The organism is Rhizobium leguminosarum bv. viciae USDA 2370, from assembly GCF_002008365.1.
Classification (GTDB): Bacteria; Pseudomonadota; Alphaproteobacteria; order Rhizobiales; family Rhizobiaceae; genus Rhizobium; species Rhizobium leguminosarum.
In genome coordinates this window covers 232,716-257,012 of the sequence record NZ_MRDL01000037.1, presented here as the reverse complement: position 1 = coordinate 257,012, position 24,297 = coordinate 232,716, and the positions used below count along the sequence as shown (strand labels likewise).

Annotated in this window: 25 protein-coding genes and 1 pseudogene; 17 read left to right on the top strand and 9 right to left on the bottom strand. The window is 59.3% G+C overall.

Translation table 11 applies throughout. The annotated features are described in order from the left end of the window. Positions 1-270 precede the first annotated feature (270 nt). From BS629_RS20295 to BS629_RS20255, 9 genes and pseudogenes are all read left to right on the top strand, one after another. Positions 271-1,495: pseudogene (locus BS629_RS20295) on the top strand (hypothetical protein); the annotation flags it as partial. A 408-nt stretch (positions 1,496-1,903) separates the two neighbouring features. After that, the gene (locus BS629_RS20290) at positions 1,904-2,212 is read left to right on the top strand and encodes a putative quinol monooxygenase (RefSeq protein ID WP_077988405.1); all 309 of its coding nucleotides are present in this window, start codon (positions 1,904-1,906) and stop codon (positions 2,210-2,212) included. Between the two features lie 265 nt (positions 2,213-2,477). Continuing rightward, positions 2,478-2,810 (top strand): BufA1 family periplasmic bufferin-type metallophore, encoded by a 333-nt coding sequence (locus BS629_RS20285; RefSeq protein ID WP_077988404.1) that lies wholly within the window; start codon positions 2,478-2,480, stop codon positions 2,808-2,810. Positions 2,811-2,910: 100 nt separating this feature from the next. Beyond that, a complete protein-coding gene (gene bufB, locus BS629_RS20280) occupies positions 2,911-3,774 on the top strand; it encodes an MNIO family bufferin maturase (protein ID WP_376766319.1) in 864 nt (287 codons plus the stop codon). Between the two features lie 17 nt (positions 3,775-3,791). Then, positions 3,792-4,073 carry a hypothetical protein gene (locus BS629_RS20275; RefSeq protein WP_077988402.1) on the top strand — a complete coding sequence of 94 codons (282 nt, stop codon included), beginning with the start codon at positions 3,792-3,794 and terminating at the stop codon, positions 4,071-4,073. Beyond that, positions 4,057-4,911 carry an HvfC/BufC N-terminal domain-containing protein gene (locus tag BS629_RS20270; protein ID WP_245315095.1) on the top strand — a complete coding sequence of 285 codons (855 nt, stop codon included), beginning with the start codon at positions 4,057-4,059 and terminating at the stop codon, positions 4,909-4,911. Before BS629_RS20275 ends, BS629_RS20270 begins: the two co-directional genes overlap by 17 nt. Then, on the top strand, positions 4,908-5,417 hold the full coding sequence (locus BS629_RS20265) for a DoxX family protein (protein ID WP_034510186.1): 510 nt from the start codon (positions 4,908-4,910) through the stop codon (positions 5,415-5,417). The genes BS629_RS20270 and BS629_RS20265 overlap by 4 nt, the downstream gene beginning before the upstream one ends. A gap of 75 nt (positions 5,418-5,492) precedes the next feature. Beyond that, positions 5,493-6,140, top strand: coding sequence for a sigma-70 family RNA polymerase sigma factor (locus tag BS629_RS20260; protein WP_077988401.1), 648 nt, complete (start codon positions 5,493-5,495; stop codon positions 6,138-6,140). After that, positions 6,140-6,796, top strand: coding sequence for an NrsF family protein (locus BS629_RS20255; RefSeq protein WP_183610743.1), 657 nt, complete (start codon positions 6,140-6,142; stop codon positions 6,794-6,796). Before BS629_RS20260 ends, BS629_RS20255 begins: the two co-directional genes overlap by 1 nt. A 402-nt stretch (positions 6,797-7,198) precedes the next feature. Here BS629_RS20255 and BS629_RS20250 read toward each other — a convergent pair whose 3' ends face one another. Next, positions 7,199-7,822, bottom strand: coding sequence for a nucleotidyltransferase family protein (locus BS629_RS20250; RefSeq protein WP_077988399.1), 624 nt, complete (start codon positions 7,820-7,822; stop codon positions 7,199-7,201). 211 nt (positions 7,823-8,033) lie between these two features. Here BS629_RS20250 and BS629_RS20245 point away from each other — a divergent pair, with 211 nt between their 5' ends. After that, on the top strand, positions 8,034-8,996 hold the full coding sequence (locus BS629_RS20245; protein WP_245315094.1) for a winged helix-turn-helix transcriptional regulator: 963 nt from the start codon (positions 8,034-8,036) through the stop codon (positions 8,994-8,996). 46 nt (positions 8,997-9,042) lie between these two features. Here the strand turns inward: BS629_RS20245 and BS629_RS20240 are convergent, their stop codons facing one another. From BS629_RS20240 to BS629_RS20225, 4 genes are read right to left on the bottom strand one after another with little or no spacing between them, the layout of a single operon-like run. Next, on the bottom strand, positions 9,043-11,433 hold the full coding sequence (locus tag BS629_RS20240) for a xanthine dehydrogenase family protein molybdopterin-binding subunit (protein ID WP_077988398.1): 2,391 nt from the start codon (positions 11,431-11,433) through the stop codon (positions 9,043-9,045). Next, positions 11,430-12,191, bottom strand: a complete 762-nt coding sequence (locus BS629_RS20235) for an N-acyl homoserine lactonase family protein (protein WP_077988397.1) — start codon at positions 12,189-12,191, stop codon at positions 11,430-11,432. The genes BS629_RS20240 and BS629_RS20235 overlap by 4 nt, the downstream gene beginning before the upstream one ends. Next, the gene (locus BS629_RS20230; RefSeq protein WP_077988396.1) at positions 12,188-12,667 is read right to left on the bottom strand and encodes a (2Fe-2S)-binding protein; all 480 of its coding nucleotides are present in this window, start codon (positions 12,665-12,667) and stop codon (positions 12,188-12,190) included. Before BS629_RS20230 ends, BS629_RS20235 begins: the two co-directional genes overlap by 4 nt. A gap of 4 nt (positions 12,668-12,671) precedes the next feature. Then, a complete protein-coding gene (locus BS629_RS20225) occupies positions 12,672-13,547 on the bottom strand; it encodes an FAD binding domain-containing protein (protein ID WP_077988395.1) in 876 nt (291 codons plus the stop codon). Between the two features lie 180 nt (positions 13,548-13,727). Between BS629_RS20225 and BS629_RS20220 the strand changes: the two genes are divergently transcribed. Beyond that, positions 13,728-14,519 carry an SRPBCC family protein gene (locus tag BS629_RS20220; RefSeq protein WP_077988394.1) on the top strand — a complete coding sequence of 264 codons (792 nt, stop codon included), beginning with the start codon at positions 13,728-13,730 and terminating at the stop codon, positions 14,517-14,519. 75 nt (positions 14,520-14,594) lie between these two features. Here BS629_RS20220 and BS629_RS20215 read toward each other — a convergent pair whose 3' ends face one another. The 4 genes from BS629_RS20215 to BS629_RS20200 are packed head-to-tail and all read right to left on the bottom strand — an operon-like array spanning position 14,595 to position 17,948. Beyond that, the gene (locus BS629_RS20215) at positions 14,595-15,551 is read right to left on the bottom strand and encodes a branched-chain amino acid ABC transporter permease (protein ID WP_245315098.1); all 957 of its coding nucleotides are present in this window, start codon (positions 15,549-15,551) and stop codon (positions 14,595-14,597) included. Positions 15,552-15,568: 17 nt separating this feature from the next. Further along, entirely contained in the window at positions 15,569-16,456 is an 888-nt protein-coding gene (locus BS629_RS20210; protein ID WP_077988392.1) for a branched-chain amino acid ABC transporter permease, read from the bottom strand. A 33-nt stretch (positions 16,457-16,489) separates the two neighbouring features. After that, the gene (locus BS629_RS20205; protein WP_077988391.1) at positions 16,490-17,197 is read right to left on the bottom strand and encodes an ABC transporter ATP-binding protein; all 708 of its coding nucleotides are present in this window, start codon (positions 17,195-17,197) and stop codon (positions 16,490-16,492) included. Next, entirely contained in the window at positions 17,190-17,948 is a 759-nt protein-coding gene (locus BS629_RS20200; protein ID WP_077988390.1) for an ABC transporter ATP-binding protein, read from the bottom strand. The genes BS629_RS20205 and BS629_RS20200 overlap by 8 nt, the downstream gene beginning before the upstream one ends. Positions 17,949-18,213: 265 nt before the next feature. Between BS629_RS20200 and BS629_RS20195 the strand changes: the two genes are divergently transcribed. From BS629_RS20195 to BS629_RS20170, 6 genes are all read left to right on the top strand, one after another. Further along, a complete protein-coding gene (locus tag BS629_RS20195; protein ID WP_094231071.1) occupies positions 18,214-19,425 on the top strand; it encodes an ABC transporter substrate-binding protein in 1,212 nt (403 codons plus the stop codon). A 110-nt stretch (positions 19,426-19,535) separates the two neighbouring features. Next, a complete protein-coding gene (locus tag BS629_RS20190) occupies positions 19,536-20,288 on the top strand; it encodes an enoyl-CoA hydratase-related protein (protein WP_312860770.1) in 753 nt (250 codons plus the stop codon). 66 nt (positions 20,289-20,354) lie between these two features. Next, complete coding sequence (locus BS629_RS20185) at positions 20,355-21,110, top strand: SDR family NAD(P)-dependent oxidoreductase (protein ID WP_077988388.1); 756 nt, start codon at positions 20,355-20,357, stop codon at positions 21,108-21,110. Positions 21,111-21,133: 23 nt separating this feature from the next. Beyond that, the gene (locus tag BS629_RS20180; protein ID WP_077988387.1) at positions 21,134-22,663 is read left to right on the top strand and encodes a class I adenylate-forming enzyme family protein; all 1,530 of its coding nucleotides are present in this window, start codon (positions 21,134-21,136) and stop codon (positions 22,661-22,663) included. Between the two features lie 23 nt (positions 22,664-22,686). After that, positions 22,687-23,847, top strand: coding sequence for an iron-containing alcohol dehydrogenase (locus BS629_RS20175; RefSeq protein ID WP_077988386.1), 1,161 nt, complete (start codon positions 22,687-22,689; stop codon positions 23,845-23,847). Next, a complete protein-coding gene (locus tag BS629_RS20170; protein ID WP_077988385.1) occupies positions 23,847-24,290 on the top strand; it encodes an acyl-CoA thioesterase in 444 nt (147 codons plus the stop codon). Before BS629_RS20175 ends, BS629_RS20170 begins: the two co-directional genes overlap by 1 nt. The last annotated feature ends 7 nt before the right edge of the window (positions 24,291-24,297 follow it).

Sequence of the window (24,297 nt, the reverse complement as noted above, 5' to 3'; positions counted from 1 at the left end):
CTCCTCCCGAACCCATCGGCGGCCATCGGCGGCAGCCACTTTCTCTGGGCATCGCCGACTCGGCTTCTACCGGACATTCTGTTGGCGTCGGTCGTCGCGGACCGCGGCGCAACTGAGCGCGATTTTGGTCAAGAAGGAATGGACACTTTCGCCACTTGAAAGGACCTACCTTCGGTGGATTTCTCGAGGCAGGACCGTCGCCGAAATCGCTTTGATTGAGGGCAAAAGCATCGCCGATATCGAGAGCTTCCTGGAAAGTGTGTAGGTCGGGTTGAAGGCAAAATCGATAAAGGAGATGCTTCAAAGTTCATGAAGGTCGATGTCCTGGGGTTGGGCATGCTGACCTGCATGGCAAAAGCATTCAAGCTGATTGAGGAGCATAAGGCGAAACGATCGATCTGGCCAATATCGAGCAGGAAGAATCTGCGACCTATGCGATGATCCTCAAGGCCGACACGCTCGGCACCTTCCAGATCGAAAGCCGGGCTCAGATGGCGATGTTGCCGCGGCTGAAACCGCGGACCTTCTACGATCTCGTCATCCAGGTAGCGATCGTCCGGCCCGGGCCAATTCAGGGCGACAGGGTGCAACCGTACTTGCGCCGTCGTGAAGGCAAGGAACCGGTCGTCTATCCGATGCCCGAACTGGAAGCGGTGCTTGGAAAGACACTCGGCATGCCTCTCTTCCAGAAGTCGGCCATGAAGGTGGCTAGACATGTGGCGGCGCGCGAGCGTTCCGGCAGCATCGGTGGTCGAACTGGCTGAAGCCGATGCTTTTCTGCCATCGCTCGAACTTCAACGTCGCGGTGCGCTGTGGGCGATCAAAGCTTTGCGCGATGAGCCACTGCCACTCTTTGTTGCTGCGGCCGAGCGCGAGATGAAGACGATCGCTGAGCAGCAAGAGCCCGACGTCAAACTCCGGCAGATGACAGATGAGCACAACGTCATCCAGGACTACAGCCATACCGGCCTGACCCTGCGCGAGCACCCGATCGCGTTCCTATGCAAGGACCTTGCCGCTCGAAGCCTGGTCACCTGCGGAGAAGCCATGTCGGCTCGAGATGGTCGTTGGTTGATGACCGCGGGCCTCGTTCTCGTCCGTCAAATGCCCGGATCGGCAAAAGGTGTCATGTTCCTGACGATCGAGGATGAGACTGGTCGGGCGACCGTCGTTGTCTGGCCGAAGCTCTTCGAGCGGCGCCGGCGCGCGTCGTGCTCGGATCGAGCATGATGGCGATCAACGACCGCATTCAACGGGAAGGGGAGGTCGTGCACCTCATCGCCCAGTTACTGTTTGATCTGTCCGGCGACCCGTCCGCCTTAGCGGATCGCGATGGGGCGTTCAAGCTGCCGACGGGTCGCGGTGACGAGTTTGCTCACGGTGGACCGGGCGGCCAGGATTCGCGGGATCGGCGCCGGCGGTCAAGCCGAGGGATATTTTCATTCTGGACCTTCACATCGATACGCTGAAGGTGAAGAGCCGAAATTTTCACTAAGGAATCCAGTGACAGCTCTCTTCGATGGAGAATGCGGCGGTTCGAATCCCACCTCTTCCGCCGGGCCTGCCGATTGACCTCTATGGCCCGATATTGCCGCCGATTGCCGCTCGACACCAAGCGGCATAGCGAACCGCCAATTCTACGCTACAGCCCGATATGATCGGACTTGATCGCAGCGGCGCGCCTTGGCCAGCCGTAGATCTGCGAGTGTGCAGGCGATCGAGGGCTGAATCGGGAACAGCGACCGGTCCGACCACCAAGTCAAGGCGTCTCCTGGCTCATCAAGCGAAAGACCAAACCAGCCTGATCGTCTGATTTTCGCGTTACCTCTCCGGACTCCGCAGCGAACCTTCCTTCGTGAAGCCTGACAGGCGAGCACTCCAAACAACGGAAAGGAACGCATCCATGACAAGAGTAGCAGGTGTCGTCGTGTTCAAGGCCAAGGCTGGCCTTGGCGAGGAAGCAGCAAAAAGAATTGCGGCAGCACTGCCGGCGGTCGAGACGGAAGCGGGTACGACGCTGTGGCTCGTCCTGCATTCGAACACCGACGCGGATAAAATCTTCCTCGTGGACCTGTTCGATAGCGAAGGAAGCCTGAACGCCCATATGTCCGGCAATGCCGCGAGCCAGATCTTCGCGACTGTCCCCGAACTGCTGGCCGCCGAACCCGAGTTGCATCCGAGTGCGGTGATCGCGTCGAAGCCGGCGGCTTGAGCGAGACGCGATCCTTGGATCAGGGGATCCGTTGGCTTGAACCGTTGGGGCTGTCGGTCAGTGGAATGTAGTCGCTGATAGCCGGAAGCGGCTGCTCAATGTCCCGCCAGATCCGTCGAATCGCTGAAGAACGCCTGACAAAAATTCCTCCGAAGCAGAGTTACCTCGGAGGACATCACAACGAACCACCTTACAGGCGCGCCAAAACAGCCGCCATCCCGCCAGCCCCAACGAATGCGCTGGCTTAACTTTCAGGAGAACCAATATGTCCGATCGTCTGATGTCCACGCTGGTGGCCGGTGCCTTTGCCGCCGCCTTCGGCACGCTTGCCATCGCTCCCGCCAATGCGCAGGATTTCTCAGCGCAGCAGAAGAAAATTCAGGCCGACAACACCGTCAAGGTGAAGTCCGGCAAGGTCGAGCCCTGCTTCGGCGTCGCGCTCAAGGGCCAGAACGATTGCTATGCCGGCGCCGGCACGACCTGCGCGGGCACCAGCACCGCCGACTACCAGGGCAACGCCTTCAAGCTCGAACCGACCGGAACCTGCACGGGCATCTCGACGCCAAATGGCGCGGGCAGCCTGAAGCCTAAGGTCTGATCGGTCACTTGGCCGGGCCTTCGCGGCCCGGCCCTTTTCTCCACCGTCGATCAAGGTGAACGTGATGCAGAAAGCCGTTTCCAGGAAATCTCAGAATGCAATGCCGAAGCGGGCTGGTGTCGGCCTGAAAGCCGAGCATTACCGGACGGTCATGGAGACGTCGCCCGACATCGGTTTCTTCGAGGTGCATGCGGAGAACTACATGGGTGCCGGTGGTCCGCCGCATCGCTATCTTTCGGCAATCCGTGAAGGTTATCCGCTATCGCTGCACGGGGTCGGACTGTCGATCGGTGCGCACCGTCCCCTAGACGAGGACCATCTGGCGCGCCTGAAGCATTTGATCGATCGTTATTCCCCCGCCTTGTTCTCGGAGCACCTCGCATGGTCGAGCCACGAAGCCGGCTTCCTGAATGACCTGCTTCCTCTGCCTTACACGAACGAAACCCTTTCACGCGTCGTCGAGCACGTCGATCAGGTGCAGGAGATCCTGGGGCGTCAGATGCTTCTGGAGAACCCCTCCACCTATCTGGCTTTCACCGAGAGCGCGTGGGGCGAGACCGACTTCATCGCCGAGATTGTGCGCAGGACGGGCTGCGGTCTTCTGCTGGACGTCAACAATGTTCACGTCGCCTGCATCAATCAGGACTGGAACCCGATTGCCTATCTCGACGCCTATCCGCTTTCTCATGTCCAGGAGATCCATCTCGCCGGCTTCGCGCCCGATGCCGACGAAGAGGGCCGTCCCCTGCTGATCGATGCGCATGACCGGCCGGTCGAAGAGATCGTCTGGGGTCTGTTCGCTCATACGATCGAGCGCATCGGCCCGGTTCCGACCCTGATCGAATGGGACGCCAACGTGCCCGATTGGCCGACGCTGAAGGCCGAGGCGGAGCGCGCGGAACTGATCATGTCTGACATTGACCGCCTGCAGCGGCAGGCACTTGTCCTCGCTCGCGCATACTAGATCCGGAGAATGATCACATGCCGGCACGAAGAATTGCCATCTATTACGCGTGGAGCCGGCCGGACGAAACCGGGGCACCGCTCGACGTTATCGAGAATCGCTTTCCCGCTCTCTTCGAGAGCCGCCGCATGCTGTATCCCCGTTTCGAGGAATTGAGCGATCCGTCGCGCTTCGATCACTGGTTGGCGATGCCACCCTTTGGAGTTCGACTGCGGGCAGCGTCGACAGCCTCAAGGCCTTCTGGAGTAACATCGTTCAGCGTGCCCATCGGGGGGATTATCCATGATCGATCCGGCTGAAATTCAGGCGTTTTCCTGTGAGGGCCCCGAGCAAGACCGCTGCATGCACGGGTTTGCCGACCGGCAGGCCGACTTCGCCCAGGCGATCCTTGACCCGCACATGCCGGCCCCGGCGGGACTTGTCGGCCCCGACGGGCGTCCGAGCGAGAAGCGCTTCGCCGTATACCGCAACAATGTCGTTGTCGGGCTGATCGAGACCCTGAAGGCCGCTTATCCAGTTGTCCACCGTCTGGTTGGTGATGAATTCTTTTCGGTCATGGCCCGCCTCTATGTGATGGCGGAACCGCCACTCTCACCGATCATGCTCGACTACGGCGCCAGTTTTCCGGCCTTCATCGTGTGTTTCGAACCCGCCGCCGTGCTTCCGTATCTCTCCGACGCCGCACGTCTTGAGCGCGCGTGGGTGGAAGCCTATCACGCTGCCGAGGCATCGCCGTTACCGCCATCCGCACTGGCCCATGTGCCGCCGCGCGACGTTCCGGCACTGCGGCTCAATTTGCATCCGTCTGTCCGCATTGTCAGATCGGCTTTCCCGATCGTGGCTATCTGGCAGGCGAATATCGGCGGCGAGGACACTGGAAACCTCGATCTCGGGGAGGATGGAGATGACGCGCTCGTCGCTCGCCCCGAGGCAGATGTCGAAGTCCGACGGTTGCCGACAGGCGCCGCAGCCTTCATGGAAGCACTCCAAGCGGGTTTGCCGATTGTTGGTGCCGTTAAAGAAGGACTGCTCGTCAATCCGGGTTTCGATCTCGCGAGCACCCTTCGAGGCGTGATCGAGGCAAACGTGATCGTGGGCTATGAACTGCAGCCCGCCCGGTCGGTGGAGGCTGCATGAGCTTACTGTACACATTGTCGCGCAAGTCCGTTTCGATCGTCACTCGTGTGCTTCTCGGAATAGAAACGGTCGCGTGGCATGTCGCACCTCCGACGATGAGGATTGCCCTCGCGCTTCCCTTCTTCCGCTCCGGCCTGACGCGGTGGGACGGCTTCCTGTCGCTCTCGCCTGGAACGCTGTTTCTGTTCGAGGAGCAGTTCAAGCTGCATATCTTCGGTGGAGAATACGCGCTTCCCGTGCCGGATCAGTTGGCCCTCATGACCGCGATTGCCGAGATCGTGCTGCCCGCCTTACTGCTCGCCGGCCTCGGAACACGCTTCGCCGCGCTCGGATTGCTGGTCATGACTGGCGTGATCCAGTTGGTGTTCCCGGACGGTTGGAGCAACTTCCACCTCTATTGGGCAGCATTGGCCGTCGGCATCGTGGCCATCGGTCCCGGTGTTATCTCGCTCGACCATTGGATCGGTAGGAGTGTCACGCGATCCGACTGGCGGGGAGTAAAGTGATGCTGTACGTTAGCATCGATATGAGTGTCGGGGGTGAGCGTTCGCTAGTGCCTCAAATCTTCCGGAGCTGTCGTGATGCAGGATGACGGGCGACGGCGTCTGACACTGGTGGCTTCGGACGGCGAGGCGACCAGCGGTAAAGCGAGGGGTATCCTGGATTCGAAGGCCGGTGCATCGCGCGATCTCGACTGGACGATCCTGATGGCGCGGGCGCAGGACGGCGACAACTTCGCCTATCTACGTCTGCTCCAGGAGATCACACCCTATCTCAGGTCACTGGTCAGGCGATGGCACAAGGACCATTGGGACATCGAAGATACAGTGCAGGACATCTTGCTCACCCTCCATTCGATCCGGCACACCTACGATCCTTCACGGCCGTTCGGTCCGTGGCTGGTCGGCATCGCCAACCGCCGCGCGATAGACCGGCTGCGTCGACGTGGCCGACAGGAGCTGCGCGAGGCGCCGCTCACCGCCGAACATGAGGCAACCGCTGCGGCGTCCGAACACAACGATGATGTGCTCGACAAGCATCGCCTGAACGAGGCTCTCGGCGGCCTGCCGCCGATCCAAAGGACGGCTGTCGACCTCCTCAAGCTGAAGGAAATGTCGCTGAAGGAAGCCTCCGATGCGACAGGATTGTCCATCGCGTCGCTGAAAATGGCGACCCATCGGGCACTCCGCAATTTGCGGACCTTGCTCTCGGATCGGAGGGACTCATAATGGACACGTCTGATCTGATCCGCTCCCTCGCCACCAACGCCCCGCCGGTCCGACGCCTTCGTCCACCGCTGATCCGCGCCGTTGGATGGCTCCTGCTTGCCGCCGCGATCATGGGCCTTATGACGGTCAGTCACGGCGTGCGGCCGCAATTCGCCGAGCGAATGCAGGATGCGGTGTTCGCCATCAACATGATCTCGTCGCTTATGACGGGCGTTCTTGCGACAATCGCCACTTTCTTCGTCAGTCTGCCGGACCGGTCTCGCTGGTGGCTTCTTTTGCCCACCCCGCCGCTCGCCGTCTGGCTGTCGACGATCGGCTATCAGTGCTTCGCAGGCTGGGTGCCTGTGCCGCCAGGCGCAATCACCGTTGAGGCCGCATCCAGTTGCCTCGCGACGCTTGTGCTGACCAGCCTGCCACTGTCGCTGCTGATGCTGGCGATGCTGCGCTACACGGCGGCACTCCGGCCCACATCGGTCATTCTGATGGGAAGCCTTGCCGTTTCCGCGATCACCGCGACAGCCCTGTCGATGTTCCATCCGCTCGACGCCACCGCAATGGTTCTCGGGTGGAACCTCGGTACGGCGGTTCTATTCCTCGCTGGCGCCGCGATCTTCAGCCGGAAGGTGTCGAACACGGCACGTGGGAAGAGAGATTGAGTGACGGCGATTGCTCCCATTGCTTGGGAAGCTAAACGTCGCTGACGAAGGGTCGAGGTGAGGAGGGAAATCGCAAAATTCCCCGCGGCTTCCGAGTTCTTCACGGCCAACTGCACTTCAGGATCGGGCTCGGCGTTGCCTGGAACAGGGGAGATTCGACCGCTTCGCGCGATGGCATCATCGAGATTGCATGGTTTTGGCAAGGCAGAGGAGAGGACGGGCACCGAGGACGCCGCCCAAGCGGAACAGCTTGCCGGAACAACGGTCGCCTTACACAGCGGATGATTGGCGCTCCCGCTCGTAAGCCGCTGGTCTCTCTCGCCTCGCTCTCTGAAATTACACGAGCTCCGGCGAGATCCGCTGAAGGGCTGGCGACAAGCAGTCTTTCGCTTTCGCTGAGGATCAGGATACAAAACCTCCAGCTGCAACCAATGCTTCCACTGTATCGACATCATGCAGTGCCGAGGGGCCGATATCGACCTCTAGAACCGGCACATTGGAAGCTCGAATGATATTTCGTGCTCCCAGGTCGCCTTTAAGCCTTGTGACCTCGCCGAAGAGAGACCTGGGAAGGATCACAGGATTCCCGCGAACGTTCCCGTAGGTCGCGACGATAATCGATCGACCACCTTGAGCAACGAAAGCCTCAATAAGCAAGTCTATACCAGCCGTTGAAACCGACGGCATGTCGGCCAACATGACCAGTATTCCTTGGGCAGATTGAGTTTGGGGCGTTGTCATCCCGGTTATCAAAGAACTCGACATTCCGCTGACGAAATCGGGGTTGTGCGAAATGCTGATTGGAAGACCGGAGAGAGCCGAAATCAACTCGGGGGCTCGAAAACCGACAATGACAGTAACGGAATGGGCCATGCTTTCACAAGCGCGTACGGCACTCCGTCTGACGAGTGGAATACCATCGAACAACGCCAGGAGTTTGCTATCTGTATCGGTCCCAAAGCGACTTGCCAGTCCTGCGGCGAGCAGTACAACAGCCACTTTTGAAGGGTCCGCAATCCTTTCCATATAGCCTCCTAGATTAAAGGCGCAATCTCATTCACCACGACCATATCATTGACGACACATTCATACTAAATCCACGCCGATTTACCACGCTTCGTACGGCGCAGGAAGCTTTCAATATTAGACCTGATGCGCTATGTATCTTGTGATCTGCCACCCATTTCGAGTTCGCCGCCTCGTCGCTATCCCATTGAACAAGATTACAAAGATGCCCATGAACACTGCGTCCTCATTCGAGGCTGAAAAACCCTTACTGATGCAGCGGCAATCATCGGTTCGTCGAACAATGGAAATTGTTTTCGAGACCTGGAACTTCTTGATTCTTCGAGAAGCTTATTTTGGTGTGCGCCGGTTCGACAAATTTCAGCAGCGTTTGGGGATTCCACGGCAGACGCTTTCCTCTCGACTGTCCAGCTTTGTGGCAAATGAAATCCTGAGCACCGGAAAACGGCCGAACGAGCCGGGGCAACAGTATTTTCTAACCGTCCGAGGGAAGGATCTTTTCCCGACGATGCTGTCGCTCATGGAGTTCGGCGACAAGTGGTTGACGGGCGGTAACGAACCCCCACTAAAACTGATTCATAAGAGTTGTGGGTGTGAATGCCATCCCATTACGGTCTGCTGCGAATGTCTCGAACCCTTCACCGCCAAAGAGGTTGCGCCACGCGACGGGCCAGGCGCGGGTTTTGCTCCGGTCGAAGCGCGCCCGACGTCCCGCAGGAGCGCGGATTCGACACTTTTGGAAAGGGTGCGGCCGTGTTCGGTTGCGCGGACGCTTGGGATCATCGGCGACCGTTGGAGCTTCCTCATTCTAAGAGAAGGCTGGTTCGGAGTTCGCCGGTTCGAGGAAATGCGCGAGAATCTTGGAATTGCGACCAACATTCTTGCGGACCGCCTCGCCCGGCTCGTACAAGCAGGCGTATTACGCAAAGTTCCCTATAACGCAGGCGACCGCTTCGAGTATCGCTTTACGGAAATGGGCCTCGATCTCTACAAGCCCATGCTCGTCATGATGGCCTGGGGAGACAGGTGGCTCGCAGACGGCAAGCCACCGATGCGGCTTCGTCATAAGACCTGCGGGCAGGATTTCTCCGCCATCGTGGTTTGCTCCGAGTGCAAGAAGCCTATTTCCTCCAAGGACACCGACTATATCCTGAGGTACCCGTTTGACCTTTGATGGGTTTGTCGTCCCATAAGGCAGTTACAAAAGGCGGTGCTCAAGGTCAATCAGACCTCTCTGGAGATAGCCTCTTCTGGCGAAGCATTTGGAAAACGCGTTCCGGGGTAACTGGCAGCGTTTCCACCGACACGTCGAGGTGAGAAAGCGCGTCTGAGACGGCATTTGCAATCGCCGCGGGCGCGCCAATCGTGCCGCCTTCGCCCATCCCACGGAAGCCACCAATATTGTTCGGCAGATCTGCTTCAATGTGAACGATACCGATGTTGGGAATGCTGCTGGCGACCGGGACGAGATAGTCCGCAAAGCTTGCGGCAACTGCTTGTCCCTGGTCGTCATGGACGATTTCCTCAAGCAACGCAGCACCGATACCTTGGGCTACGGCGCCGTGGATCTGTCCGTCCACGATCATCGGATTGATGATCTTGCCGCAATCTTCAGCCACGACATAGCGCAGAATCTTCACGCCGTAGGTTTCCGGGTCGACCTCGATCATCGCAAGATGCGTCGAGGAGGAGGTTGTCCCCAGATAGGGATCGTAGGTCTCGGAAGCCGTCAGATCCTCACGTTTGTCTCTCGGAATCCGCCCCATCTGTGTATAGACCGCAGAGGCGACTTCCTTAAGTGTCATGGTCAGATTTGAATGCCGGCTTGAAACAATGCCATCGTGGAGATCGAGATCCTCGACACTCTGCTCCATCAGGTAGGCAGCAGCGCGCAAGATCTTAGCTTTCACAGTGCGAGCCGCAAGCGTGGCGGCGCCGCCGCCCAACACCGCCGAGCGGCTGGCATAGGTGCCACTGGACATGGGAACGAGAGAACTATCTCCATGCTTGATCTCTATATCCTCAAGCTTGCAGCCGAGCTCGTCAACGATGACCTGCGCCAAAGTGGTCTCGAGCCCTTGTCCATGCGAGGAGATGCCGAATGCCGCTGTGATCGCGCCGGTGGCGTCGATCTCGATCTTTGAGGTTTCCGTTCCCGTGTTGATCGGCATTCCCGGCGCCACCGAGATGCGCGAGCCGATACCGGTCAACTCGGCATAACTCGCCAGACCAATTCCAATCCATCGGCTGTCTTTCCTGGCTTTGTCCCTTTCGCGCACCAGGGCGGGATAATCCACATGATCGCAGGCTCCTTGGAGACATTCCTGGAAGGCGGACTTGTCCCAGATAATGCCGGAAGCCGTGCGATAGGGAAACTCTTCGCTCCGAACAAGGTTCTTCCGACGGAACTCGACCGGATCCATGCCCAGTTTGCGGGCCGCCATCTCGATCAGCCTCTCCATCGCGAAGGTCGACGACGGGCGGCCAACACCACGATAAGGGCCCGTTGGTGGTTTTGGCGTAAGGACACCGCGGATCCTGCCTCGGTAATGCTCCATCCGATAGGGCCCGGGCAGGAAGCTGACGACTTGAACCGTCTCGAGGGCCGCGGTCCACGGATAAATCGAGTAGGCACCGACGTCGCCGATCACGTCCGCGCGCAGGCCGATCAGCATGCCGTCCTTCGTGACAGCCAGTTCCGCCTCGATCAGTTCGTCGAAGGCCTGACTGGTCGCGGAAAGATCTTCCAGCCGATCGCTGACGAACTTGATCGGGCGCTTCAGTTTTCGCGCCAGCGCGCAGACAAGGATTTCTTCGCCGTAGAGTGACCCCTTGCCGCCGAAACTGCCCCCCACATCGGGGGCGATGACGCGCATGCGCGTCCCTGGGAGGTCGAGGCAGCCCGAGAGCACATCGCGGATGACGCCTGGAATATTGGAGGACGTGTAGAGGGTTAGCGACTGTCTCCGGCTGTCCCACTCGGCGAGATAGGACCGGTTCTCCATGGCAGCGGCGGTCTTTCGCGTCATCCGGAACTTGCCTTTCACGGTGACGGCTGCGTCCTGGAATGCTGCGTCGACGTCGCCACGCTTGAACTCGCGGCGGATGATCGTGTTGGTGCCGGCCTCCTCATGCAGGAGGGGTGCATCGTCCTTGACCGCATCGACCTGTCGGATAGCGAAGGGGAGCGGCTCGTACTCGATAGTGATCTGTTCAAGCGCGTCTTCCGCCGCGTACCGGCTTTCGGCCACAATGGCGACGACCGGCTCGCCTACATATCGAACTTTGCCGCGCGCGAGCGGCCATATGGGGGTGGCGTAGTAGCCAGGCATGCGTGAGGTCGGAATGGCCGGTTTGATCTCGCCTTCCAGATCGCTCGCGTCATAGATCGCGACGACCCCGGGTATCGAGAACGCATCGCCGACATCGATGCCGAGGATACGAGCGTGTGGCTGGTCGGAGCGCCGCAATGCCACATGCAACATTCCGGCCGGCGCCATGTCATCGACATACTGACCAACACCCGTCAGAAGACGAGGATCCTCGGTGCGCCTGATCCGCTTGCCAACAAGTTTGGGCCGCAGTTCGACGGATTGGTCATGATGGCTCATTGGTAGAACTCCGTGCCTTTTCGCAATCCTTGCCATTGCTCGTCGTCGTGGCCGGAGATGATGGTGGCTCCCCGCGCCCGGAGAGCTTTCAGATTAGCGAGTGCCTCCGCAGCGAGTTCAACGTTCCACGTATTCTTCGGGGCGACACCGGAATCGATGTTCGTCTGGAATGGCGCAGCATCCGAAGCAAGTATGAACGCACCATCCATTGCAAGATCGACACGTGCGACCGTCGTTCCGGGGGTATGACCCGGCATGGGCAGCAAGACTATGCGGCCGTCGCCAAACACATCATGCTCGGCATTGAAGGTCTGAAATCCCTGGGGCTGCTCCCACTCTTTGCGGAGATAGCCAAGGTTTTCTGCACCATCTGCCTTTGCCGCCTGCGTCTCCGCCTCATGGCACAGGATCGTCGCGCGCCGAAAGTATGCGTTGCAACCGCAATGATCGGGATGAAGATGTGAACAGATCACGACGTCTATGTCCTCGGGGTCGATGGCCAGGGTTTTCAGCTGACGCACGACGGTCTGCTCAGGTGAAAAGATCGGCGTCATAACCTTACTCAACCCACCCCATCGCGCGACCGGATCAATTGCGGCCTCCGGACTGCATCCGCTATCAAACAGGACGTTGCCCTGGGAATGACGCATCAAGGTGGCGTGAACTGGCAACTCGATCGTTTCTTCCTTCGCCGCGCCGGATACGTAGATTGACCGGCGCATACGCAGCCGGCCGCCTTCAAGAAAGTGCATCTTCATCTGAGGGGTCCTCTCTCGATGGCCAGTTCGCGAACTGCGTTGACGATGTTTTCATAGCCCGTGCAGCGACAGATGTTTCCCGACAGCGCTTCGCGGATTTCCTCATCGGTTTCCAGCGGATGGTGGCGAATGAGATCAGTGATCGCCATGATGAAACCGGGAGTGCAGAAGCCGCATTGCAGGCCGTGATGCTGGCGAAAGGCTTCTTGAACGCTACCGAGCTTATCGATGCTTCCCTGGCCTTCGATCGTTTCGATCTCCATCCCTTCTGCCTGCACCACCAGGGTCAGGCAGGAGCGCGCGCTACGCCCGTCGAGAATGACGGTGCAGGCACCACAAACGCCGTGTTCGCATCCGACATGGGTCCCGGTCAGACCAAGCTCCTCGCGGATGAAGTCACTCAGCAGCATACGTGCTTCGATCGTGCGCGTCATAGACAGCCCGTTTACGCTGACGGTGATCGTTTTCTCACTCATTTGCTCAATGCCTTTCGTGGTTCGCGCGGCTCCAGGCGGCGCGAATAGCCCGTTTGGCGAGGACGCCCGACAGATGTCTGCGGTAATCTGCAGATGCGTGGATATCCGTATTGGGGGTCAGGATTGCAGCCAGGCGATCCACCACCTTGTCGAGAACCGGCTCGGACACATCCGTCCCCTCGACGATGTGCTCAATCTCTTCAAGCCGTAGCGGGGTTTCACCAACCCCCATCATCCCGACCCGCACGTCAGACGCCCTGCCGCCGACACAACGCAGTGTTGTGCCAAAACAGGCAAGCGCGAAGTCCCCGTGACGCCTTGCAAACTCTTCAAAACCCCATCCGGCATCCGGTCTCATCGCGTCGAGTTCAACGCCGACGACAAATTCATCCGGTTCCATCGAATTGACCAGCGATCCGACAAAAAAGTCGGCTGCTGGTATCTCGCGTCTACCGCGCACAGAGTAGGCAATGATTGTGCCGTCAAGAAATCGTGTCATCATCGGCATCTCGGTCGCCGGATCGGCATGCGCGACGCTGCCGCAGAAGGTGCCCCGGTTGCGCACCGTCATATGTGCGACGTGGTGCATCGCTTCATGTACGATTGGCAAGTGCGCGCGGATAATGGCATCGGTTGCGGTCATGTGGTGACGAACCGTAGCGCCAATCTTCACCCGATCGTTGTGCAGTTCGATCCGGTCAAGGCCAGCGACCCGGTTGATGTCTATCAGAATAGTGGGCTTCACCAGTCGAAAATTGATCATCGGCATCAGGCTCTGGCCACCGGCGATGATCTTGCCATCTCCCTCGGCCGCGGCAAGTGCCGCGGCAACCGCGTCGATCGTGGTGGGCGCGATGTAGTCGAACTGCGCGGGCTTCATGGCGTCTGCGACCCGGCCTGCAAAACGAGCGTCCTCTGCATGTTTGTTCCTCCCGCATCGCACTTCTCTGCGACGATCTAATTTTGACTTGCATTATTAGACTTAAGATAGGAATGTCAAGCAATGTGATTTCGCCGCCAAAGGCGGCAGCACCCAACGCTCAGGTGAGGAGACGTACGCATGGAAATGTCAGGCAAGCAGTTAATTCCCGCGGCCCGGGAGGACGTATGGGCTGCACTCAACGACGCTGACGTGCTTCGCGTTTGCATCCCCGGATGTCAGGAACTGAAGAAATCTTCCGATACTGAAATGTCCGCCGTCGCAGTTATGAAGGTCGGCCCGATAAAGGCGCGTTTCCAAGGCGCGGTGACGCTCTCGGACCTTGATCCTCCTAACGGGTACAAGATTACGGGTGAGGGGCAGGGCGGTGTCGCAGGTTTCGCAAAGGGCGTTGCCACGGTGAAACTGGAGCCGTCTGAGAACGGAACCTTACTCCTTTACACCGTCGATGCGCAGATCGGTGGCAAGCTGTCGCAACTCGGTGGCAGGTTGATTGATGTTACCGCAAAGCAGATGGCCGGCCAATTTTTCAAGCGGTTTGCTGAAGAGATCCAGGCGCGGCAGACCGCCGCATCTGGCGCAGACCTGCCGACCTCACCCGCACCCGATAGCGCCTCCCAAAAAGATAGAGTGTCGATGGCCGCCGCAGATCGCGCGCCGTTACAGTCAGGTTCTAGCGCATGGCCATCGCCGGCGGCCTCCCGAGCCGGTCCTTCGATACCGATCCTGGCGCTTGTTGTTTTCGTTTCCGTACTGGCAGCATTATGGGCGGTCTATGGCGGCCTGCTTCCAAGCCTTCTGCCGGCAGGCGGTGACCGCGGACGGATGTCTCCGGATGTGGCAAGCGCGGTGCAATTGATTATGGCTGCGGCGATTGGCTACCTCTTTGGTGCCCGATCTCGACAACGATAACCGCACTTCTTACGGAAAGAGCCGGAACTGTCGTTCCGGCTTTTTTAATTTAACTTGCATAAGAAGACTTCCTTGTCACGCCTTCCGACGATCGAGGAAGAGTTTCAGCTCTCCAAAAACGCCACGCCTGAACATCATTACGCAGGTGACGAAAAACAGGCCGATGATGAAGGTGATAGGAAGGCCGGTGGTCGACAGATAGTGCTCCAGCCCGACGACCAGCGTTGAACCTACGATTGGACCGATCAGCGTTCCCATGCCGCCAAGGAGCGTCATCAGTATGACTTCCCCCGACATGTGCCACGTGACATCAACCAACGATGCAAGCTGGAAGGCGATTGCCTTCATTGCGCCGGCAAAGCCGGACAGTGCAGCAGACAGGGTAAAGGCGATCAGCTTGTAACGGTCTGGCTTAAGGCCAAGGGAAGTCACGCGAGTTTCGTTTTCGCGGATTGCTGAAAGGGTGTGGCCGAAAGGCGAATTGACCGCCCGCCAGATGATCACGAGGCCGATGACCGTACCGCCGAGCGCGGTGTAGTACATGGCCGTGATGTTTCGCAAGTCGATCATGCCGAGCAGGTTGCCGCGTGGCACGGCCTGAATGCCGTCCTCCCCCCCGGTAAACGGCATCTGCACAGCCATAAAGTAGACGAGTTGTGCAAGGGCGAGCGTGATCATCGCAAAGTAAATGCCGTGGCGCCGGATGGACAGAGCGCCGAACACTAGGCCAAGCACGGCCGCAAATGCGGTTCCGGAAAGCACGGCCAGTTCGAAGGGCAAGTGCCAGACTTTTGCGGCATGAGCCGCGATATAGGCGCCGCCACCGAAAAATGCCGCGTGGCCAAAGGAGAGTAAACCTGCGTAGCCGAGCGCCAGATTGAATGCCGCTGCGAAAAGCACGAAGCACAGAATCTTGATCAGGAATAGCGGATACGTCACCAGCGGGGCGACAAGCAGGATCGCAGCGACCGCGACCAAGAAGAGAAAACATGTTGGTCTAGCAAATCCGCGTGCGGCAGCGGGACTGGACATAGTGCTACCGTTCATCGTCATGCCTCGCGATTAAACAGGCCTGCCGGCCGGATGAGAATTACCAGCACCATGACCACGAAGACCGCGATCGAGGATGCTGCGGGATAGAACGTCTTGGTGAGTCCCTCGATTATTCCCAGGCCGAGAGCCGTCACGATGGCGCCGCCGATCGACCCCATTCCGCCGATAACGACCACCGCAAATACGACAATGATGATGCTGGAGCCCATTCCGGGGCTCACCTGATAAAGTGGCGCCGCAAGGGCGCCCGCAAAGCCTGCAAGTCCGACACAGAAAGCGTAGGTCAGTGTGAGCATCAAAGGCACATTGATTCCGAACGCTTGAACCAGCGCGGGGTTCTCAGTGGCAGCCCGCAGATAAGCGCCGAGCTTTGTGCGCTCTATGGCCAGCCATGTCAGGATGCAGATAACAAGCGAAATCGCGATGACCCATGCACGGTACATCGGCAGGAATATGAAGCCGAGATTGATGCCGCCGGTCAACGCCGCAGGAACCGGATAGGGTTTGCCTGCCGCCCCGAAAAGGTGACGGAACAGCCCTTCCAGCATCAGCGCTATGCCAAAGGTCAGGAGAAGGCTGTAGAGGTGATCCATCCGGTAGAGCCGCCTGAGCAACAGCCGCTCGACAACGATACCGACAATGGCGACCACGGTGGGAGCGGCAATCAGCGTTTCCCAATATCCAAGCCCGAAGCGGGAAAAAAGATACCAGGCAGCGAAGCCGCCAAGCATATAGAACGCACCGTGCGCAAAGTTGATTACGTTAAGCATGCCGAAGATGATCGCCAGACCAAGGCTCAACAGCGCGTAGAACGAGCCGTTTATCAAACCCAGCAGCAATTGGCCGAGAAGGACGGGCAGCGGCACCCCGAAAAAATCAGTCATCGGTTTTTCCCTGTTTTATGATCCCCGTCATCGTCACACCCCTAGATACCGGTTCAGCCGGTCCATGTTGGCGTCAAGCGCGGTATTGGAAATTTCGTCGACCACCTTGCCCTGATCGAGCACGAAGTGGCGGTCGGAAACGGACGCCGCGAAGCGCAGATTCTGTTCGACCAGAATGATTGTCATGCCGCGTTCCTTAAGAACGCGCAGCGCGGTCCCAATCTCCTCGATGATGACGGGGGCGATCCCCTCCGTTGGTTCGTCGAGAAGGATGAAATCGGCTCCAGTTCGCAAAACCCGGGCGATGGCCAGCATCTGCTGCTCGCCGCCTGAAAGGCGTGTCCCTTGCGTGCTGTCGCGCCCCTTGAGGTTCGGGAAAAGGGCGTAGATCTCCTCCACGCTCATTCCCTCCGGGTGCCAGGCGGGCGGAAACATGAGGTTTTCGATGACGTTCAGCCGCGAAAAGATTCCACGCTCCTCCGGGACGTAGCCGATGCCAAGGCGAGCGATTTTATGGGCCGGAACCTTCAGGAGGTCGGTGCCCTTATAGGTGCTCGCGCCGGTACGTTTTCCCACGACGCCCATGAGGCTCCGAAGTGTGGTCGTCTTACCGGCGCCATTGCGGCCGATCAGCGTCACGACCTCGCCCCTTCTGACATTGAAATTGACGCCATGCAGAACATGGCTCTCGCCGTACCAGGCTTCGAGGTTGCTGACGTTCAAGAGCGCGGGCTCAGCCATGGACGCCTCCCATATAAGCTTTGCGGACTTCCGAATTAGCCGACACCTCCCGATAGGTTCCTTCCGCAATGACCTCGCCACGGCGCAGCACCGTGATTGTGTCGGAGAGGTCTGCAACGACGCCGAGATTGTGCTCGACCATCAGTATGGTGCGGCCCTTTCCGGCGCGTCGGATCAAAGATGCCGTTCTGCCGATGTCTTCCGTTCCCATGCCAGCCATCGGTTCGTCGAGCAGCAAAACGTCCGGTTCGAGGGCGAGCGTGGTTGCCAGTTCAAGGGCGCGCTTGCGTCCGTAGGACAGTTCGCTCGCCTTCGTTCGCGCCTTTTCGGCAAGGCCGACGCTTTCGAGAAGCGCCAGCGCCTCCTCGTTAAAGCGCTTCAGGCACCGGTTGGACTTCCAGAACGAGAACGTCTCACGCTCGCGGGCCTGAAGCGCCACACGCACGTTTTCGTGGGCGCTCAGGTGCGCAAATACCGACGAAATCTGGAACGACCGGACGAGGCCAAGGCGCGCGATATCGGCGGGCGCCATGTGGGTAATGTCACGTCCCTTGAAGAAGATTTGCCCCGAGCTCGGGGAAAGGAACTTGGTCAGCAGGTTGAACAGCGTGCTCTTGCCGGCTCCATTGGGGCCGATCAGGGCATGAATCTGTCCTGGCCTGATTTGGATGTCGACATTGTTCACGGCAACGAAGCCGCCGAACGAGCGCGTCAAATTGCGCGCCTCGATTATGGGTGCGTTCTCCGGCACGAAGCCTCCCTACCTGCTCGATTTTCTCCTCCGGTGGCGTCGGGTGATGACCGCCACGTGCCTCTCCTCACAAAAGGCCGTTTCAGAAAAACATAGAAAGTCTAATAATGCAAGCTTGCGTATCTCTGAAAACTCTGTTTATCTTAGCCTTGCTCCCCGTGTTGGAGCAGCATTCTAACAGCGCTTATTCGATTACAAGTATGATAGCGCAAGTTTAATATCGGCGCTCGCGGAGGAGCTTCGGCGCCGGATCTGGGAGGATGGAATGATGAATCGTCTGCAAGTTTTACTGTCTTGCGCCGCGGCTATCGGCGCTATGAGTTTTCAGGTTCAGGCCCAGGATGCAGGGCCGATCCGGATTGGCGTCCTGACTGACGTCAGCGGTCAGTTTTCGCACGAGGCCGGCGATGGCGCCATTGCCGCCGTCAAGATGGCGGTCGAGGATTTTGGCGGAAAGGTCCTCGACCGTCCGTTGGAAGTCGTCGTCGCCGACCACCAGAATAAGCCGGAGGTGGCGGTCGCCACGGCGCGCGAATGGTATGGGTCGCAAGGCGTGACCATGATCAACAACCTGATCAATTCCGGCATAGCGCTGGCTGTCACGCAGGTGGCCAAAGACGAGAACAAGATCGCCATCGTCAATGGCTCCGGTTCATCGCGCTTGACGAACGACGGCTGCACGCCGAACAGCATCCACTACTCGTATGATACCTATGCGCTCGCCAATGGCACCGCGAACGAACTGATCCGGGAAGGCAAGAAGAATTGGTACTTCCTAACCGCCGACTACGCTTTTGGCCATGCGCTCGAGGCTGATGCGAGCCAGATTGTCAAGGCAAACGGCGGAACGGTTTCCGGCGCCGTCCGCTATCCGATTGAGACTGCCGACCACAGTGCCTTCATGCTGCAGGCGCAGGCATCGCCTGCCGATGTCGTGGCCCTGGCTGGTTCCGGTACGACCTTCGTGAACGCGGTTAAATCGGCCTCCGAATTCGGCCTTGCCTCGTCTGGCAAGACCGTTGCCGGCCTGCTCGTTTGGGACACGGACGTTCATTCGCTCGGTCTTGAAACCGCGCAGGGCATGATCCTGACGAACGCGTTCTACTGGGACCGCGACGATGAGACCCGCGCTTTTGCCAAGAAATTCGAGGCGCGCGTTGGTCGCCCGCCGCATATGGGTGACGCAGGGGATTATTCCTCGACCATGCACTACCTGCAAGCTGTCAAGGCCGCGGGCACGACGGACGCAAAGACGGTCATGAGCAAAATGAAGGAGACGCCGATCAACGACTTCTTCGCAAAGGGCGGCAAGATCCGCGAGGACGGCCGGATGGTGCATGACATGTACGTTTACCAGGTAAAGACGCCGGCCGAATCCAAGAGCGAATGGGACCTTTTGAAGCTTGTCACGACCATCCCCGGCGACAAGGCGTTCCGCCCGCTTTCCGAGAGCCAATGCCCTCTGGTCAAGAAGTGAACGAAATGGAGTGCCCGGCTTTCTTGCGCTAGGCACTCCCACCGCGATGGCATGGACCCGCTAGTCCGGGGTCAGCAGGGAAGAGAAGAGCGGAAATGAGTGATATTCTAGTGGAGAAATCCGACGGTATAGCCACCGTCACACTGAATCGGCCCATGCAGCGCAACGCTGTGACCTATTCGATGTGGTGCGAGCTTGCGGAGCTATTTCGTCAGTTTGACGGTGATACGGATATTCGCGCTATTCTGTTGATGGGTGCGGGAAGCGATTTTTCTGCCGGCGCTGATATCAGCGAGTTCGAGACGGTGCGGGGGGGCGTGGAGGAAAGCACACGCTACGAGGTCGCCGTCGATGCGGCGGGTGACGCCATCTACGAGGTCTCCAAGCCCACGGTTGCGGTTGTGCGCGGTTATTGCCTGGGCGGTGCTGCACATCTGGCCATGTCGTGCGATTTTCGCATCGCGGAAGAGAGTGCCACCTTCGGCATTCCCGCCGCCCGCCTGTCGATCGTCTATGGCGTCTCCGCGACCCGCAAACTGTTTTCGCTCGTCGGCGTCAGCGAGGCAAAACGAATTCTATACTCGGCAAGTCGATTCACCGCGCGCGACGCGCTTGCCACCGGTTTCATCGACCAGCTTGCAGCGGATGCGCACGCTGCGGCTCTGGAACGCGCCAATGCCATGGCCGCCAACGCTCCTCTAACGATCAGGGGTGCCAAGTTCATCCTCAACGGCTGTGCCCGGGGGGATCTCGACCTTGTCGAGGCGGAAACACTGATCGACAAGGCGAGTTCAAGTCACGACTACGCCGAAGGACGCAAGGCGTTTGGCGAGAAGCGCTCGCCGCGGTTCCTGGGTCGCTGAGGTATTTTCGCCCCGTTCACCAATTCGCCGCGAAGGCAAACATTCAAGTATCAAGGAGACTATGCAATGGAGACCAATCTCAAGGGCAAGGTGGCGTTGGTCACGGGCGGCGGCCGGGATGTCGGAGGCGATATCGCACACGCGCTCGCTGGCGAAGGCGCCATCGTCGCGGTGAACTACAGCCGTTCCAGGGATGAAGCCGAGGCCGTCGTCACATCAATCGAAGCCGGTGGTGGCAAGGCAAAGGCCTACCAGGCGGACATCAGCGACAATGCCCAGGTCAGGGCGATGGTCGCCGCCGTCAAGGCCGATTTCGGCACGGTCGACATTCTCGTCAACAATGCGGGCTATGTGAAGTACCAACGGTTCGTAGACTCGACCCCACAAGACTGGAAGCAGCAGATCGACGTGTGCCTTTACGGTGCGATCAATTGTTGTCATGAAGTGGCACCGCTGATGATCGCGCAGAACTCCGGGCGCATTATCAATCTCGTCGGCGACAGTTCCCGCATCGGCGAAGCCAACCTTGCGCTTGCCGCCGCGGCGCGGGGTGGCACGATTGCGCTCGGCAAGTCGCTTGCCCGTGAATTCGGTCGCAACAACGTCACCGTCAATACGGTCTCGCTCGGCCTGATCGAGACCTCGCATTCGGACCCGGAATTCCTCGAGAAAAACCGCGAGAAGATCGTCAAAGCCTACCCGTTGCGCCGCATCGGCAGGCCGGACGATATCGCCCCCATGGTCACCTTCCTTGCTTCGGAAGCATCGTCCTGGGTGACCGGGCAGGTGATCAGTGTGAACGGCGGCTTTTGCATGGTCTAACGGGAGGATTGGGAGGAGCCAAGATGATACATTACGATCTGATCGCGCCCGTCGGAGAAATACTTCAGCGGAATGTGCGCCTGTATCCAGAAAAAATGGCGTTCGAGGACAGCATGCGGTCGGTTTCCTATCCGCAGCTCGATGCGGAGACGGGGGCTCTGGCTTCCCGCCTCGTCGCTGGCGGACTTAGGAAGGGACAGGCTGTTGCGGTCTTCCTGCCGAACTCCGTCAGCTGGGTGGTCGCCTGCCTCGCCGTCGTGCGCGCCGGCGGCGTTTGCGTCCCGGTAAGCATCGAATCTACCCAGGCCGAGCTTGAGTACCGTATCACCGACGCCGCATGTACGATGGTCGTTGCCCTGCCGGAGAAGCGCTCGATGGCGGAGGCAGTCTTGTCGCAGCTCGATCGGCCCGTCTTTGTGATCGAGGCGGACCCGGCTTCCGGATTGTTTGAGATGGAGCCGCCGCATTCCTCCGCTTTCGAGGACGATCTGGATGTAGATCGTCCGGCCTATATTGTATATACGTCGGGAACGACCGGGCAGCCGAAGGGCGTGCTTTTATCGACGCGATCCATGCTGTGGGTCACGGCCGCCTGCTGGGCGCCCATCGCGGGAATGAACGAGAACGATGTCGTCCTTAATACGCTCCCGCTCTATCATTCCTATGCGCTGAACATCGCGGTCCTCTCCATCATAGCGACCGGTGCCAGCGAGTACATCATGGAGAAATTCTCCACCAGGCAAGCGACTGAACTGCTGCGGTCGGGACGCTTCACGTTTATGCCCGGCGTGCCGACCGTGTTCCACTATTTCCTCTCAGCATGCCAGACAAGCGGCGAGAAACTGCTGTCGTCGGTGAGGCTTTGCGTGTCTGCAGGTGCCATCCTTCCAGGGACGCTGAACAACGACTTCGAGGAATTCTTCGGCGTCGCGCTCCTCGATGGTTACGGAATTACCGAGACTTCCACGATGGTAACCATGAATTGGCCCGGGCGCTGCCGCGTCTCTGGCTCCTGTGGCCTGCCACTTCCGGGCCTGACGGTCCGCCTGATCGATCCGAAAACTGGCCTGGACGTTCCGGTCGGAAGGGAGGGCGAGCTGATCTGCAAGGGGCCAAACCTCATGCAGGGCTATCACAACAAGCCACTGGAAACCCAGAAGGCCGTCGTCGACGGCTGGTACCGCACAGGCGATCTCGCCAAGTCCGATGCGAATGGCTTCCTGACTATCACTGGCCGCCTAAAGGAGTTGATCATTCGCGGTGGACAGAACATTGCGCCAGCCGAGGTCGAGGAGACGATCCTGCTTAATCACGCGATCATTGACTGCGCCGTCATCGGCATGCCGCATGCGATGTTGGGCGAGGTTCCGGTGGCTTGTGTGGTTCTAAAGGATGGCGAGGCATTCGATGAGGCGGCCCTTCTTACCCACTGCAAGGCGCGTCTGTCTGCCTACAAGGTTCCTGATCGCATCTACATCGTTGACGAGATACCTCGAACCGGATCCGGCAAGATCTTGCGCGTGAAGCTGCGCGATAGCCTGCCAGCTGCGTGAGGGAAGTGACACAGGAGAACGGCATGAACCCTTTCATATTCAACACGACCCCGCAGATCGTTTTCCGGACGGGCGCGGCCGCCGGCATCGGCGACATCGTCAAGAAGAAGCTGGGCGAGCGCATCCTGTTCGTGACCGACGCCGGTCTGCGCGGGCTCGGGCTTTGCGATCCGGCTCTGGCCTCGCTTGCAGCCTCGGGTATCGAGGTGACCGTGTTCGACAGTGTCGAAGCCGATCCGTCTCTTGCGACCGTGATGGCGGCATCGGACATGGCGAGGCCAACGGGTGTTACCGGCATTATCGGTTTCGGCGGCGGGTCTTCACTTGACGTTGCCAAGGTCGTGGCTCTTCTCTGTGGATCGGGCGAGAATATCGACGAGGCCTGGGGTGTCGGCAACGCGAAGGGGCCTCGCCTGCCGCTGGTGCTTGTGCCGACCACTGCTGGGACCGGATCTGAGGTCACATCAGTTTCGATCATCACCGTCGGCGGAGGCGAGAAGCGCGGGATATCGTCGCCGATCATCCTGCCCGATATCGCGATCCTTGATGCCGATCTGACGATCGGCCTTCCAGCCCATATCACGGCGGCTACCGGCATCGACGCCATGGTGCACGCGATCGAATCCTATGCCTCGAAAAGCGCCAACAACAATCCTTTGTCGAAGATGCTGGCGCGCCAAGCGCTTCAGCTGCTGGGCGCGAATATCGAGAAGGCCGTGTTCGACGGTCAAGACCGCGCCGCGCGCGGTGCGATGCTGCTTGGCTCGATGCTTGCCGGGCAGGCCTTCGCGAACTCCCCAGTCGCCGCCGTGCATGCGCTGGCTTATCCGATCGGTGGGACCTTCCATATCCCCCATGGCCTATCCAACGCATTGGTTCTTCCGCATGTTCTGCGGTTCAACGCACCCGATGCCGCATCGGTTTACGCGGAAATCGCCGCTGATGCCTTTCCGGATCTTGTGTCGGAACGGGAGGATGAGGGACGCTGCGCCGCCTTCATCGAGAGGCTCGCCGGACTGTCGGAAAAGCTCGGGCTTCAGTCACGGCTTCGCGACGTCGGCATCGGCGAGGAGCACCTTGCGGTCATGGCGCGCGACGCCATGAAGCAGACGCGCCTCCTCGTCAACAACCCCCGCGAGGTGAGCGAGAGGGATGCGCTCTCGATATATAGGGCGGCCTGGTAATGGCGAAGCGCGAAACTCCCTCACGACGATCTGATTACAAGGTGTTCCGCACGACCGGCCTACGCTGGTCGGACAACGACACCTACGGGCACATGAACAACGTGGTGCATTACACGCTCTTCGATACCGCGGTGAATGCCTTTCTCATCAAAAACGGCGTGCTCGACATCAAGGCTGGCACCGAGGTGTTTCTCGTTGTCGAGACCGGCTGCCGTTATCATGCCGAGATGACCTTTCCCGATCAGGTGACGGCAGGCATTCGGGTGGCGAGGCTAGGCAGTTCGTCGGTTCGCTACGAGATCGGCCTGTTCCGTAACGATGAAGACGTGGCCGCAGCCGAAGGTTTTTTCATCCATGTCAACGTCGATCGCCTGTCGCGCCGACCGGTTCCGTTCGGCGACAAGGCCAGGGCGCTGCTTGAGCCGCTTCTGGTCGAAGCATGACTTTTGT